The 13,362-nt window shown below is 68.2% G+C and carries 14 protein-coding genes and 1 tRNA gene; 8 read left to right on the forward strand and 7 right to left on the reverse strand.

Annotated elements, in window-relative coordinates:
- From pstA to BK819_RS08975, 3 genes are all read left to right on the forward strand, one after another.
- On the forward strand, positions 1-1,098 hold the full coding sequence (gene pstA / locus BK819_RS08965; protein ID WP_060923076.1) for a phosphate ABC transporter permease PstA: 1,098 nt from the start codon (positions 1-3) through the stop codon (positions 1,096-1,098).
- 29 nt (positions 1,099-1,127) lie between these two features.
- Positions 1,128-1,907 (forward strand): phosphate ABC transporter ATP-binding protein PstB, encoded by a 780-nt coding sequence (pstB, locus tag BK819_RS08970; RefSeq protein ID WP_062636281.1) that lies wholly within the window; start codon positions 1,128-1,130, stop codon positions 1,905-1,907.
- A gap of 246 nt (positions 1,908-2,153) precedes the next feature.
- A complete protein-coding gene (locus BK819_RS08975) occupies positions 2,154-2,966 on the forward strand; it encodes an endonuclease domain-containing protein (protein ID WP_071328850.1) in 813 nt (270 codons plus the stop codon).
- Between the two features lie 119 nt (positions 2,967-3,085).
- Here BK819_RS08975 and BK819_RS08980 read toward each other — a convergent pair whose 3' ends face one another.
- The 5 genes from BK819_RS08980 to BK819_RS09000 all read right to left on the reverse strand — a co-directional run bounded on the left by BK819_RS08980 (position 3,086) and on the right by BK819_RS09000 (position 7,920).
- Complete coding sequence (locus BK819_RS08980; RefSeq protein ID WP_071328851.1) at positions 3,086-3,970, reverse strand: aminodeoxychorismate lyase; 885 nt, start codon at positions 3,968-3,970, stop codon at positions 3,086-3,088.
- Between the two features lie 171 nt (positions 3,971-4,141).
- On the reverse strand, positions 4,142-4,771 hold the full coding sequence (locus tag BK819_RS08985; protein WP_071328852.1) for a DNA-directed RNA polymerase subunit beta: 630 nt from the start codon (positions 4,769-4,771) through the stop codon (positions 4,142-4,144).
- A gap of 29 nt (positions 4,772-4,800) precedes the next feature.
- The gene (locus tag BK819_RS08990) at positions 4,801-5,577 is read right to left on the reverse strand and encodes an anti-sigma factor domain-containing protein (RefSeq protein ID WP_071328853.1); all 777 of its coding nucleotides are present in this window, start codon (positions 5,575-5,577) and stop codon (positions 4,801-4,803) included.
- On the reverse strand, positions 5,574-6,176 hold the full coding sequence (sigK, locus tag BK819_RS08995; RefSeq protein WP_177173817.1) for an ECF RNA polymerase sigma factor SigK: 603 nt from the start codon (positions 6,174-6,176) through the stop codon (positions 5,574-5,576). The genes BK819_RS08990 and sigK overlap by 4 nt, the downstream gene beginning before the upstream one ends.
- 31 nt (positions 6,177-6,207) lie before the next feature.
- The gene (locus tag BK819_RS09000) at positions 6,208-7,920 is read right to left on the reverse strand and encodes a cytochrome c biogenesis protein DipZ (RefSeq protein ID WP_071328854.1); all 1,713 of its coding nucleotides are present in this window, start codon (positions 7,918-7,920) and stop codon (positions 6,208-6,210) included.
- Between the two features lie 167 nt (positions 7,921-8,087).
- Here BK819_RS09000 and BK819_RS09005 point away from each other — a divergent pair, with 167 nt between their 5' ends.
- The 4 genes from BK819_RS09005 to BK819_RS09020 all read left to right on the forward strand — a co-directional run bounded on the left by BK819_RS09005 (position 8,088) and on the right by BK819_RS09020 (position 10,954).
- Entirely contained in the window at positions 8,088-8,747 is a 660-nt protein-coding gene (locus BK819_RS09005) for a fasciclin domain-containing protein (RefSeq protein ID WP_071328855.1), read from the forward strand.
- A 135-nt stretch (positions 8,748-8,882) separates the two neighbouring features.
- A tRNA-Lys gene (locus BK819_RS09010) sits at positions 8,883-8,955 on the forward strand.
- A gap of 158 nt (positions 8,956-9,113) precedes the next feature.
- The gene (locus tag BK819_RS09015) at positions 9,114-9,863 is read left to right on the forward strand and encodes an FRG domain-containing protein (protein ID WP_256209443.1); all 750 of its coding nucleotides are present in this window, start codon (positions 9,114-9,116) and stop codon (positions 9,861-9,863) included.
- Complete coding sequence (locus BK819_RS09020) at positions 9,860-10,954, forward strand: DUF262 domain-containing protein (RefSeq protein ID WP_071328857.1); 1,095 nt, start codon at positions 9,860-9,862, stop codon at positions 10,952-10,954. Before BK819_RS09015 ends, BK819_RS09020 begins: the two co-directional genes overlap by 4 nt.
- Before the next feature lie 700 nt (positions 10,955-11,654).
- Here BK819_RS09020 and BK819_RS16795 read toward each other — a convergent pair.
- Positions 11,655-12,119: a hypothetical protein gene (locus tag BK819_RS16795; RefSeq protein ID WP_071328858.1), complete on the reverse strand. Its 465-nt coding sequence runs from the start codon at positions 12,117-12,119 to the stop codon at positions 11,655-11,657.
- A 155-nt stretch (positions 12,120-12,274) separates the two neighbouring features.
- Here BK819_RS16795 and BK819_RS09030 point away from each other — a divergent pair, with 155 nt between their 5' ends.
- Positions 12,275-12,820 (forward strand): type 1 glutamine amidotransferase domain-containing protein, encoded by a 546-nt coding sequence (locus BK819_RS09030; RefSeq protein WP_025104283.1) that lies wholly within the window; start codon positions 12,275-12,277, stop codon positions 12,818-12,820.
- Between the two features lie 3 nt (positions 12,821-12,823).
- On the opposite strand, the gene BK819_RS09035 is transcribed toward BK819_RS09030, so the two are convergent.
- On the reverse strand, positions 12,824-13,342 hold the full coding sequence (locus BK819_RS09035; RefSeq protein WP_071328859.1) for a CGNR zinc finger domain-containing protein: 519 nt from the start codon (positions 13,340-13,342) through the stop codon (positions 12,824-12,826).
- Between the last annotated feature and the right edge of the window lie 20 nt (positions 13,343-13,362).

Raw genomic sequence — 13,362 nt, forward strand, 5'->3', positions numbered from 1 at the left:
ATGACCGCCCTCACCAGCGCTCCGCCCGCCGCGAGCACCACCGCGCTCACCTCCGGCCGCCTGCCGAAGTGGGCTCCGTGGGCCCTCCTCGGCGTCTCCTTCGTCGTGTCCGCCGCGGTCTTCGGTGTCGCCGCCGCCGGCTCGGACACGCCGCTCGCCGACTTCAACATCGCGGGCACCGTCATCGTCGGCATCCTGCTCTACATGGTGATCATCACGGTGATCTCGTCCATCGCCGAGAGCCGTCGCAAGGCCGTCGACCGCCTGATGACGGCCCTCGTCGCCACGGCCTTCCTCATCGCCCTGCTGCCGCTGATCTCCCTGCTGTGGACCGTGGTGGCGAACGGCCTCGAGCGCTTCGACGCCGAGTTCTTCACCTACTCGATGCGCAATGTCGTCGGTGACGGCGGCGGTATCGTGCACGCCATCTGGGGCACGGTCCTCATCACGCTGACGGCCACGATCATCTCGGTGCCGGTCGGTCTGATGACCTCGATCTACCTCGTCGAGTACGGTCGCGGCAAGATCGCCAAGGCCATCACGTTCTTCGTCGACGTGATGACGGGCATCCCCTCGATCGTCGCGGGTCTGTTCATCTACGCGGTGTTCGCCCTCCTGATCCGCCCCGGCATCTCGATGGGCTTCATGGGCGCGCTCGCCCTCGCCGTGCTGATGACGCCGGTCGTCGTCCGCGGCAGCGAGGAGCTGCTCCGGATCGTCCCGAACGAGCTGCGCGAGGCCTCCTACGCCCTGGGCGTGCCGAAGTGGCTCACGATCCTCAAGGTCGTCCTGCCCACCTCGATCGCCGGCATCATGACCTCCGTCATGCTCGCCATCTCCCGCGTGATCGGCGAGACGGCCCCGCTGCTGCTCACCGCCGGCTTCACGCAGAGCCTCAACACGAACATCTTCGACGGTCAGATGATGACCCTCCCGGTGTTCGCCTACAACCAGTACATGAACCAGGGCACGAGCCCGGACGCCGCCGTCGCGCGCGCCTGGGCCGCCGCCCTCACCCTCATCCTCATCGTCATGGTGCTGAACCTGCTCGCCCGCCTGATCGCGAAGCTGTTCGCCCCGAAGGTCAACGGCCGCTGAGGCCCCGACCACTCAGAATAGGAATCCACGTGTCCAAGAGCATCGAAGTCAACGACCTCAACGTCTACTACGGCAACTTCCTCGCGGTCGAAGGCGTCTCCCTCGACATCCAGCCGCGCAGCGTCACGGCCTTCATCGGCCCGTCCGGCTGCGGCAAGTCCACCTTCCTCCGCACCCTCAACCGCATGCACGAGGTGATCCCCGGTGCCCGCGTGGAGGGTGAGGTGCTGCTCGACGGCAAGGACCTCTACGGCGCCGGCGTCGACCCGGTGCTCGTGCGTCGCCAGGTCGGCATGGTGTTCCAGCGCCCGAACCCGTTCCCCACGATGTCGATCAAGGAGAACGTGCTCGCCGGCGTGAAGCTCAACAACAAGCGCATGTCGAAGAGCGAGCAGGACGACCTCGTCGAGAAGTCGCTCACCGGCGCGAACCTGTGGAACGAGGTCAAGGACCGCCTCGACCGTCCTGGTTCCGGGCTCTCGGGCGGCCAGCAGCAGCGTCTCTGCATCGCCCGCGCGATCGCCGTCTCCCCGGAGGTGCTGTTGATGGACGAGCCGTGCTCCGCCCTCGACCCCATCTCGACCTACGCGATCGAGGAGCTGATCGGCGAGCTCAAGAACGAGTTCACGATCGTCATCGTGACGCACAACATGCAGCAGGCGAGCCGGGTCTCCGACAAGACCGCGTTCTTCAACATCGCCGGCACCGGCAAGCCCGGCAAGCTCATCGAGTACGACGACACCACGAACATCTTCACGACCCCGTCGGTGCAGGCGACCGAGGACTACGTCTCCGGCCGCTTCGGCTGACCCGCACACCCTTCGGTCTTCGGGCCCGTCCGTCCTCTCCCCCTCCGCCCGCGGGCACAACTTCGGATATGCCGTGCGAAACGCCGGCACCCGCTCCAGGGCCGCGGCGCGTCCCCTTCGGTCTCCGAAGCCGTGCACGGGTCGTGAGTCCTGCACCGACGGGGCCGTGAGGAGGATCGTCCACAGAGGGCGGACTCTGAGGTCGCGACCGGGCGGAGAGGCCGAGGCGGCGCGAATGATGGCGGGATGTGCACGGGGCGAGGGACGCAGGTGTGGACGTATGCCGCGCTCCGCGCCCGGCACGGACGACGGCAGATCGAGCGTCAGGTGCGCGGCGGCTCCCTCGTCTGGGTGCGGCGCGGGGTCTACGCGACCGCCGCTGCGTGCGTGGAGGTCGTGACCGCCGCCGCTCACGGCGGGGTCCTCGGCTGTGAGTCCGCCGCCCGGCACCTCGGGATCTGGGTGCTCGACGAGCCGGCTCTGCACGTCTGGATGCACCACGACCGTCATCAGTATCCGCACGAGGACTGCGACTGCGTGACGCACTGGGATGCCGCGAGGTCGAGCAGTGCCTTCGAGCAGCCGGGGGTGCCCCTCGTGCTCCGGCAGATCTACGGCTGCCGAGGGCCGGAGGCGTTCTTCGTCGCTCTGGAGTCCGCCCGGCGGCTCGGACTCATCGATGCGGTCGGGCTGCGCCGACTCGGTGACCGGCTCGGGCCCGAGGGGCGCGACCTCATCGCCTTCTCGCGGGCCGACGCCGACAGCGGCCTGGAATCCTTGGTGCGGCTGCGGATCCGGCGCCACGGGTGGCGCGTGCGGACACAGGTCGGCGTGGTCGGGACGGGCCGGGTGGACCTCCTCATCGACGATTGGCTCATCATCGAGACGGACGGACGCGCCAACCACGAGGAGGGCTCGCTCCGGCACCGCGATCTGGTCCGCGATGCGACCGCCGCCGGCTGGGGCCACCCCACTCTCCGCTTCGACTACGCGATGGTCCTCCACGACTGGCCCCTCGTCGAGCGCGCCATCGTCGAGACCATGCGTCGCCGTCCCTGACCCGGTCACCCCTGTGCCGTGCACAGCTTCGGAGTCCGTCGACGACACGCCGGTGTCGGGGCCGGGGCCACGGCGTGTCGTCCGGCATCTCCGAAATCGTGCCCGGGGACCCCGGAGGCTCAGTCGCGCGGGGAGAGGAGGTAGGCGTTGAGGTCGTCCGTGAGGGCGGTGTCGACGGGCACCGGCGTGCCGTCGATCGCGGTGATGGCGGTGGCGAGACGCACGCTCGACACGAGCCATGCGGCGTCGGCCCGCGTCAGATCGGCGGCGGGGATGCGGTCGTACCCGACCTCGAAGCCGCGCGCGAGGAGGTGGTCGTAGACGCTGAGCTGCGTGGTGCCGTGCAGGATCCCGCCGTTCGGGGCCGGCGTCGTGAAACGGTCGTTGAAGCGCAGGATGAGCGAGGCCGTCGGAGCCTCCAGCACGAAGCCGTCGCTCGACAGGAAGATCGCGTCGTCGGCTCCGCGGCGCTTGGCCTCGCGCAGGGCCGCCATGTTCACGGCGTAGGACAGCGTCTTGGCTCCGAGCAGCAGCCAGGGTGCCCGTTCTGCGGCCCCGAGGTCGTATCCGCGGTCGAGGGTCACGACCTTGACGCCGTTCCGCCGTACCGCGGCGAAGTCCGCCGCCGGAGCCGCCGTGACCCAGGCGGTGGGCGTCGGCCCGTGCTCGACGCCGCGACTGAGGATCAGCTTGATGACCGACTCCCCCGCCCCGAGCTGTGCGGCGGCTTGCTGGATCGCCTGCCGCCACTGCTCCTGGTTCGGCACCGGGAGGTCGCAGAGTCGCGCCGAGTGCGCAAGGCGTTCCAGATGCGGGACGACCTCCTGCGCATGTCCGTCGACGACCCCGATGGACTCGAACACACCGTCGCCGCGCTGCGTGCTCAGCTCGCCGACGCTGAGGGCGGGGGCCGCGGCGTCCACCTGCGTGAACGTGTCGGCATAGTCGGCACGCTGCTCGTCGGCGGCGACGGGATCGATCATGAGGGCGAAGCGACGGGTCATGTCACGAGCCTAGGCCGCTGGGAATACCCACCGCGTCCTCGCGTTACACTGGAGTGGCCGGGCCGCATAACCCCGGGCTCCAATTTTCGCCGCTGCGAGCGGCCTTCCGCCGAGAGGCGTTCTTGCGGCCCGGTCTTTCTCTGTCCGGATGCTGTTCCGCCCCGCTCGGACTCAGGCCAGGGCGCCGGTGCGCCACAGAACTGCCGACGCCGCGAGGTCCTGGGCATAGCTGCTCAGCCGCAGCGCCCGCGTGGTGAGCTCGCTCGCCCGGGCGGGCTCCGTGGGCTCGTAGTCGTCCGCGGTGTGCGTCGCCCCCGAGGCCTGGACCCGGCAGAACGCCGCCGCGCGCTCCAGTGCCACGGCGAAGTCGCCGCGGAAGGCGCCGCGCAGGATCGTGTCGATGAGCGCCACGAGCTCGTCCGGGCTCGCCGGCACCGGCGCCCCGGCGACCACGGCGTCGGCAGACGGCAGCTCGACCCGTCCCCGGTCATAGAGCAGGGCGGCGGTGCGCGGATCGCCGTGGATCGCGAGCTGGAGCACGTACAGCCGCCACAGCGACCCGGGGAGGGTGCGCGACGGCGCCTTGGACCACAGCTCCGCGATCTCGTCGATGCCGTGCTCGCTCGTGAAGGCAATCAGCCGCTCGACGCTCGCCCCGCTCTCGTCCTCGCGGACGCGGGTCAGCAGTGCGGAGGCCGTGGCGTGTGCGACACGCGTCTCCTCGACGGGATCATGGGCGCCGACGATGTTGTCGAAGGCGCTCGTCGGACGGCGCACGGGGCGATGGTGCTGCTCGGGCATCCCTCCAGGGTACGCCCCGCCTCCCGCGCTCAGGCCGTCGGGATGACGATCACCGGGTCGGTCGTGGGGAGCCCGGACGGCGATCCGCCCTCCTGCTCGACCGTCACCGCGATGGCGTCGCCGGCCTGCATCTCGCCCTCGAGGAGCGCGGTGGCCTCCCCGCCGTCGACGTCGAACACACCCGCGGCGATGGGGTCTTCACCGCGGACGAACCACAGCTCGTAGGTCTTCCCGTCGGCCGCCTCGGGCAGCCCGTCCGTGACGAGCACGGCCTTGCCGACCGAGCCCGACCAGTGCGCCGTCGCCGTCGCGCCGTCGTCGAGCTCGACCGTCGCCTTCTGCGCGTCGCCCGCGGACTCGATCTCCTGCAGCGCGACGACGCTCTCCGGCCTGTTCAGCTGATCGTTCAGAGCCACCGCACCGATCCCGACGCCCACGAGGAGCGCGAGGCACGCGGCGAGCGCGAACGCGAGCCGGGTCCAGCGGCGAGCCGGGCCGGGAGAGGCGGCGCCGGAGGCAGGGCTCTCGTCCGCGGGTCCGTCTGGCTCGGAGGCGGGGGCGGGCTCGGAGGCATCGCTCTGCGGAGTCTGGGCGATCTGCGCGAGCAGAGCCGCACGGATGCCGGCGGGCGGAGCGACCGGAGCCACGCCGTCGGCGAGGACAGCGGCCGTCTCGATGTCGGTGTCGTCCTGCGCCGCCCACTCCGGGTGCTCGGCGAGGGCACGGCGGTACCGGCGCTCGTCGTCCGCCGACAGCGCGTGGAGCGCGGCACCTGCCGCGAGTTCTGCGAAGTCCTTCTCGTTCATGCCGTCACCCCCATCGCCGTGCGGAGCCGGGTCAGCCCGTCTCTCATCCGTGTCTTGATCGTTCCGAGTGGCGCTCCCACGAGCGCCGCGATCTCGTTCTGACTGTAACCGCCGTAGTAGGCGAGGACGAGCGCCTCCCGCTGCGCCTCCGGAAGCCCGGTCAGCGCCGCCACGACCCGCTCTCCTTCGATCCCCAACTCGACCCGTTCCGCCACGCTGTCGTGCGCGACGCCGAGGTCCTTGAAGCCCGCGCGCACGTCCCGGTCCGCACTCGACTGCGAAGCCCGCACCCGGTCCACGGCCCGGCGATGCGCGATGGTCATCACCCAGGTTCGTCCCTGTCCCTTGTTCGGAGCGAACCGGGAAGCGGATTGCCAGATCTCGAGGAAGACCTCCTGGAGCACTTCCTCGCTCTGCGCGCGGTTCACGAGCACGCGGAGGATGAGGCCGAACACGCGGGAGGAGAGGGAGTCGTACAGCGCCGCGAAGGCAGCCTGATCACCGGAGGCGACGCGGACGAGGAGGTCGGCGACAGCATCCTGCGGCGCCGCCCCGTCCTCGGGGACGTCCATCCCATCGATGACCATCTCCATAAGCATGCCGTATCTCCTCCCTCTTCCCGTGCAGACGTCACCCGAATGTGAACGAATACACCTCGACGCCGGTGGGGACCTCGAGCGTGAACGTGCCCTTCGCGATGTCGTCCTGCTCGAGCAGGCCGTAGGAGCGTGGCGTCCCGTCGATCCGGATCGTCTGCGCGTTCCCGTCGGCGTCGGTGACCACCACCTCGCCCGACCCCGCGACGACCATGCGCACCTCGGCCGCCCGATACTGCAACCGGATCCGCGCGTCGTCAGCGGTCGGCGTGACGTACTGCGTGTCCACGGTCCAATCGCCGTCCAGCGCGAAGCTGTCGTCGGGCTGGTCATCGGGGAAGCGGAAGCTGCCCTCGCCGCGGCGGTACTCGTCGCCACCGCCGTAGTTGACATCCTTCGAGGAGCCGAGGAAGGTCTCCCGGGTCGTGGCGCCCACCTCGGGGGTCTCGTCCTTCACGTCCGTGGCGGCGGGCAGCTCGACGTCGGGGTCGGCATCCTGCAGCAGTTCCCGGATCATCGCCTCCGTCGCGGCGTAGTTGCCCTCGCCGAAGGAGATGTGGCGGACGGTCCCCTCCGCGTCGATGAGGTAGTGCGCGGGCCAGTACCGGTTGCGGTAGTTGGTCCAGGTCGAGAGGGTGTTGTCGAGGGCGACGGGGTACTCGATGCCGAAGTCGCGGGCGCCCGCCGCGACGTTCCCCGGATCCTTCTCGAACGCGTACTCGGGCGAGTGGACGCCGATCACCTGCAGCCCGGCGTCCCGGTAGGTCTCATCCCAGGCCACGACGTGCGGGATCGAGCGCTGGCAGTTGATGCAGGAGTACGCCCAGAAGTCGATGAGAACCACCTGTCCGCGCAGGTCCTTCAGATCGATCGCCTCCCCGTCCGGGGTGTTGAGCCACTGCTGGATCCCCTTGATAGACGGCGCCGTCCCGCAGGACTCCAGCTCGGTCGCGCCGTTCGTGCACTTGTCGAGGTCTTTGTTCTCGTCGTTGACCAGGCCGCCGAGGTCGAGGGCGTCCTGCACCTGCTCGGAGTCGGCGATCTGCTCCTGCAGCGGTGCGGTGTAGTCCGGCAGCAGCCGCTGCAGCGCCTGTGGCACGTTGAAGACGAGACCCACGGCGAGCGCGATCATCGCGACACCGGCGGCGATCCGCAGCGCACGCTCCTTGGTCCGGAAGGCGCGGATACGCTCGATGACGCTGCGACCCGCGAGCGCGAAGACCAGCAGGGGCACGGCGACGCCGATCGCGAACGAGACGGTGAGCAGCACGGTGCCCACCCCGATCTGCCCCGTGGAGCCGGCGACGATGATGGCCGCGAGGACCGGGCCCGCGCACGGGACGAACACGGCCCCGAGAGCGAGGCCGACGCCGAAGCCGTTGCCGCGGTTCTTCACCTCGCGCTGTCCGAAGCGCTGGAACGGCCGCTCCAGGATGTGCTGGAACCGCGGCACGATGAGTCCCACCCCGATGACGACCAGCACCGCGATGCCGACCCAGCGGATGATGTCCTGCGGCAGGTTCAGCAGGCCCAGCAGGAGCGACCCGGCGAGCGTCACGAGCGTGAAGCTCAGCACGAGGCCGGCGATGACGAAGTAGGGGCGGCTGCGCTTCGCCGGCACCGCCTCCCCCTCGTAGGACGCCGACTGGGCACCGCCGGTGAGGAAGATCACCGGGAGCACGGGCAGGATGCACGGCGAGATGCCGGTGATGAGCCCGCCGAGCAGGCCGATGATGATCAGGTCCATGAGGTCCTCGTCTCTGTCGGGTGCTGTTCGCGCCGACCCCCCGGAGCGGATTGGATCGGATCTGATTTCGGAGAATCTCGAAATTCCTCCCATCCGATCCGGGGAGGCTTCCGAACAGCCCTCGACGCCACGGAGAGGCCGTGGCCGGAGTTTCGAAGGAGCTCGACATGTTCAGCACCAAGAAGAAGGTCACCGCAGCAGTCACCCTGGGTCTGGCGAGCGCATTCCTGCTCTCGGCATGTTCCATGGGCAGCGGAACGAGCACGGAGGAGTCGTCGGAGCCGACGACCCCGGAGTCGTCGGAGTCGACGCCGATGGAGATGGATCCCGCCGCGAACCTCGTCGGTCCCGGCTGTGCGGCCTACGCGGAAGAGGTCCCGGACGGTGCCGGTTCCATCCAGGGCATGTCCCAGGACCCGGTGGCGGTCGCCGCCTCGAACAACCCCATGCTGACGACGCTCGTGTCGGCGGTCAGCGGTGAGCTGAACCCCGACGTGAACCTCGTCGACACGCTCAACGGCGACGAGTTCACCGTGTTCGCCCCGGTCGACGACGCCTTCGCGAAGATCGACCCCGCGACCATCGAGACGCTGAAGACCGACAGCGACCTGCTGACCTCGATCCTCACGTACCACGTGGTCCCCGGCCAGATCGAGCCGTCCGACATCGAGGGCACGCACACCACCGTCCAGGGCGCCGACCTGGAGGTCACCGGCAGCGGTGACGAGTGGATGGTCAACGACGCCAACGTCATCTGCGGCGGCGTGCAGACCGCGAACGCGACCGTGTACCTCATCGACTCGGTCCTGATGCCCCCGGCTGAGTAAGCCAGGGATGGTGCCGGCGACCCGACCGGCACACGGCCTCCCCTGTTGTCAGGAGGGACACGGGGCAGGTGAAGGGGCCGTCGGCGGCTGTGGCGCCGACGGCCCCTCGTCGTGCGCCCCCTAGACTGGGAGCACGGGCCTCTAGCTCAGTTGGCAGAGCATCGGACTTTTAATCCGCGGGTCGTGGGTTCGAGCCCCACGGGGCCCACCGCGCAGGCGCTGGGATCGCGTGGTGCCCCCGGAAGCCGAAATCAGAAATCCCGGCGAGAACCCGTCCTGCGCCCAGACAGGGCGCAGGGATATATTGAGCTCGTGCCGCCAGTCAATGCCGAACCTCTAGACGACATACCTGCCCTTGTGACGCATGTGGCCAGCTTCCCTGACCAGCGCCAGTATTGGTTCCGCGGACAAGGTTGCGACTCATTCAGCCTGTCACCTTCGCTCTGGCGACACTTGAAACCCAAAGTGGGTGCCGCTGAGGTTGAGCCGTCTCAGGTCTTGGACATGGAGCGGCGCCTGCTAACTCGGTTCCGACAGCGCAGTCTGCCCTACTGGCCCGCGGGATACCCGCAGACCGACTGGGAGCACCTGTTCGCGATGCAGCACTACGGCGTGCCGACAAGGCTGCTCGACTGGACCACCAATCTGCTGATGAGTGTGTACTTCGCGCTCGACCATGACGTCGCGCGATGCCCTTGTGGCACGGGAGCCTGCAAACCGACGATCTGGTTGCTCGACCCCGTGTTAATGAATCAGTCAAATAAGCGGCTCGACGGGGTGCCAGTCGGGATACTGGCAACGAGCGACGAAGATATCGCACCGTGGGAGCCAGGTGTAGCGGAGACTCGGTTTGCTCCAGATCCCGTCGCCATTTACGGAACGTACAACAGCGATCGGATTGCCGCCCAGCACGGGGCTTTCACCGTGGGTGGAAAGACCGTGAAGCCGATTGACGATCTCGACCTGGAGGACGGAGTGCTTCGCAAGATTACCTTGGAGTCTCCTCCGACTAACGTCAAGCGACAGCTACAACTGCTCGGCATCACAAAGTCCGCGGTCTATCCTGGCCTCGCTGAAGCCGCCTACGACATCACACAAGAGGAGATCTTCTCGTGACGCTTGAGCTTCAGATCGCCGACGCACGGCGAGAAGTCTCCGCAGATATCATCAGCATGTCTGTCAGCGAACTGACGAACCTCTTCAAGGAAGAAATTCTCGTCATACGCCCCGAGTTTCAACGGCTGTTTCGCTGGACAGCCGATCAGAAGAGCAAGCTGGTCGAGAGCATGCTTCTCGGCATTCCGATCCCATCCATCTTCGTATCGCAGGACGAAAGTGGCCGGTGGGAGCTCGTGGATGGGCTGCAACGCGTGAGCACGTTGCTTGAGCTACAAGGGCTCCTCCCTGCAAAGACCGGTGTGCGTCCTGAACTGGAGTTGACGGCCACTGAGTTTCTACCGGATCTTGAGGGTCGCAGTTGGAGCGGCAGCCTGCCCTTATCGGACGCGCAGAAACTCGACTTGCGGCTCGCCCGGCTCGATCTTCGCGTGATTAAGCGCGGCTCCGACCCAAAGGCGAAGTTCGATCTGTTTCAGAGACTCAACAGCTACGGCTCACCTCTCACAACTCAGGAGATTCGAACTGCCCTCATCGCGGGCATGAATGGCGATGCTCTCGCCTGGATGCAGAGGCTCAGCGAGCACGAGACTTATGTGCAATCGCTTGCGCTCGGAGACCGTCTCATAGAGGAGCAGTTCGACCTGGAACTTCTTCTGCGATTCTTGATGCTCCACAACCGGCCGATCATCGGCAAGCGCGGCGGCCTAGGAGACTTCCCTACCAAGCTGGACAACTGGGCCGTCGACTTCGCGACCAAGTTTCCGGAGTCGTCCTCCGAACTCGAGCGAGTCTTCACGCAGACATTCGACGCGATCGCAGAGTATGGTTCTGAGCAAATCTTCCGCAAGTGGGACGCCAAGTACGGCGCATTCCGCGGCGGCTTTTCGAGCACCTCGTTCGAGACGTTGGCGCTCGGCATCGGGTTCCACATCGCCAATGCGGATCCGTTCCGAACCGACCTCGTCGCAGCAGCCACAGAGCTCTGGACAACTGCGATCCCCCTGCATCTCGGAACGACAACAGGATTGGCGACCGGTGATCGGTTCGCGAAGACGGTCCCGCTTGGGCGGGATTTGATGCGCCCATAGCCAACGGCCACAAACCGCTCAAACCGAGCGATGTGCTGCGCGTGGTCAGTCGGGTAGAGATGGCTGTAAACCGTGTCCGTCGTCACGACGCTCGCCTGGCCGAGCCACCCGGCTTACCTGGTACGGCGGGAACCCCGCGGCGAGCCACAAGCTGGCCGCGGCGTGGTGGAGGTCGTGGACGCGGATCGCGGGTGGCTCGGCGCGGACGCGACCGCAGGCTTGAAGTAGTTGCGGCGGAAGCTGGCGAGGCCCCAGACCCGGGCCAACCGCGACCGCTCACCACGAATGAGCGCGCCCGCGCCGTCCGCGCGGCGGGACTCCAATCCAACACCGACACCGATCTCGGCGACACCGGCGAGCGGGTGGCCTGAGGTAGGCGGCGCTGTGCCCGAGCAGTAGCGCAACAAGCCCGCGACTCCCGGGGCAGGGAAAGTCCGGGCCTCCTACGTCGGCAGATGGGCGCAGGCGACCGCAGCACCCCGGCCCTCTCGCCGCGGAAAACCCGGCGGAATCCCTTCCGCCCACGCCAGCCCAAGGCCGACCGAAGCCGTTCGGAAGCAGGCCGATCTCCGCATCGTTCCGGGGCCAGTCCGCTCAGAGCGGACTCTCCTGGGCACCTCTGGTTCGCTGAGGAGAGCCGCCCCTGCCCTCTCTTAATCCGCGGGTCGTGGGTTCGAGCCCCACGGGGCCCACCGCATCCTCAGTCCTTTCCGTCGTCCTTCCCGGCGAGCAGGTCGTCGCGGATCCCGGCGACGCCGTCCGGCAGGGTCTCGCCGTGCAGCACGAAGTCCGGGGCTTCGGGGCTCCCCCCGATACCGCAGACGGCGACGTTGTCCTGACCGTCGATCGTCTCCGGGACGGCCACGAACCACACCGCCGACTGTTCCAGCCACTCGGTGGTCGCCATGTCGGCGAAGAAGGTGGCGTTCGGCGAGATCGTACGGATCTTCTCGGTGCAGAGGGAGACGAGCTGCCCCTTCGCGAAGGCGCCGGCGGTCGGCGGCGACGACGACTCCGTGGGCGTCGGCGAGGAGTCGGGCGTCGGCGAGGACGACGGCGTCTCCGAGGGGGTGGAGGTCACGGTCGGCGTCGGCTCCGGAGCCGGCGTGCACCCGGCGAGGACGACCAGCACCGGCAGGAGGAGGAGAGCAGGGCGGAGGCGCATGTCTGGATCGTATCGAGTCGCCGCTGCCATTCCCTCCAGCGCGGCCGCTGTATCACCGTCGTCCACGGCTGGCCACCCCCTGGCGACGACCGAGGCCGTGCGAGAGGGTCGAGGAGTCCCCGGAACAGGGCGACTTCCCACCGAAAGGACGGACCATGACTCTCACCGGAAACCGCGTGGCATTCCTGGCGACGGACGGCTTCGAGGACAGCGAGCTCACGAGCCCCTGGGAGGCGGTGACCACGGAGGGCGCCAGCGCCACCCTCATCGCCCCGGACGGAGCGGCGATCACCGGCAAGAACGGCCACGAGCAGGCCGTCGACCTGAAGGCCGCCGACGCCAGCGCCGACCAGTTCGACGCGCTCGTGCTGCCTGGCGGCGTCGTGAACGCCGACCACCTCCGCATGGATCAGGCCTCGATCGACCTGGCCCGAGCGTTCTTCGAGCAGCACAAGCCCGTAGGCGTCATCTGCCACGGCGCCTGGATCCTCATCGAGGCCGGCGTCGTGGACGGCCGGACGATCACGAGCTATCCGAGTCTGAAGACCGACCTCCGCAACGCCGGGGCGAGCTGGGTGGACGAGGAGGTCGTGGTCGACGAGGGGCTCGTGTCGAGCCGCACCCCGGACGACCTCCCGGCGTTCAACGCCAAGCTCGTCGAGGAGATCGGCGAGGGCAAGCACGCAGGGCAGACCGCCTGACCCTCAGCTGACGCGCGCCCGATGGCGCCGCACGGCCGCCCGGTTCGCGCACCTCACGGAGCAGAACCGCTGGCGGCCGTTGCGCGTCACGTCCGCGACGACGTTGGTGCACGGCGGCGCGTCGCAGCGCCCGAGTCGGTTCATCCCCCGGGTCACGAGGTGCAGCGCCGTGCCCAGGTTGATGATCGCGCGCAGCACGAAGGGGAGCGAGCGCACGTCGTCCCGGTAGTGCAGGTGCCAGCCCTCGTCATCGTGATTGGTGAGCCGCGGATAGGCGCCCGCGGTGGCGAGCTGATTATTGAGCAGGGCGGCCCGCGCATCGGGGTCCTCCTCATCCACGATGGCCAGCCAGTCGTCGATCACGGCGCGCACCTGCGCGTGATCGTCGGGGGCCGGCGGAAACGTCTGCGTCATCCCGAGCGCGAGCGACCGCTCCTCGATCCCCGCGCGGTCCTCCGGCCAGTCGTTCGCGAGGGAGGCAGCGAGGAGCACCGCATACTCGCCGTAAGGGTTGAGATGCATAAGACCATTACATCACGCTG

Origin of the sequence: Microbacterium sp. LCT-H2 (genome assembly GCF_001866135.1) — a bacterium.
In the GTDB taxonomy this organism is placed as follows: Bacteria; Actinomycetota; Actinomycetes; order Actinomycetales; family Microbacteriaceae; genus Microbacterium.

Bases quoted from the DNA above. Each gene is read 5' to 3' on its own strand.
- pstA (WP_060923076.1), top strand. From the start codon at position 1: ATGACCGCCCTCACCAGCGCTCCGCCCGCCGCGAGCACCACCGCGCTC.
- BK819_RS08975 (WP_071328850.1), top strand. From the start codon at position 2,154: ATGTGCACGGGGCGAGGGACGCAGGTGTGGACGTATGCCGCGCTCCGC.
- BK819_RS08980 (WP_071328851.1), bottom strand. From the start codon at position 3,970: ATGACCCGTCGCTTCGCCCTCATGATCGATCCCGTCGCCGCCGACGAG.
- BK819_RS08985 (WP_071328852.1), bottom strand. From the start codon at position 4,771: ATGCCCGAGCAGCACCATCGCCCCGTGCGCCGTCCGACGAGCGCCTTC.
- BK819_RS08990 (WP_071328853.1), bottom strand. From the start codon at position 5,577: ATGAACGAGAAGGACTTCGCAGAACTCGCGGCAGGTGCCGCGCTCCAC.
- sigK (WP_177173817.1), bottom strand. From the start codon at position 6,176: ATGCTTATGGAGATGGTCATCGATGGGATGGACGTCCCCGAGGACGGG.
- BK819_RS09000 (WP_071328854.1), bottom strand. From the start codon at position 7,920: ATGGACCTGATCATCATCGGCCTGCTCGGCGGGCTCATCACCGGCATC.
- BK819_RS09005 (WP_071328855.1), top strand. From the start codon at position 8,088: ATGTTCAGCACCAAGAAGAAGGTCACCGCAGCAGTCACCCTGGGTCTG.
- BK819_RS16795 (WP_071328858.1), bottom strand. From the start codon at position 12,119: ATGCGCCTCCGCCCTGCTCTCCTCCTCCTGCCGGTGCTGGTCGTCCTC.
- BK819_RS09030 (WP_025104283.1), top strand. From the start codon at position 12,275: ATGACTCTCACCGGAAACCGCGTGGCATTCCTGGCGACGGACGGCTTC.
- BK819_RS09035 (WP_071328859.1), bottom strand. From the start codon at position 13,342: ATGCATCTCAACCCTTACGGCGAGTATGCGGTGCTCCTCGCTGCCTCC.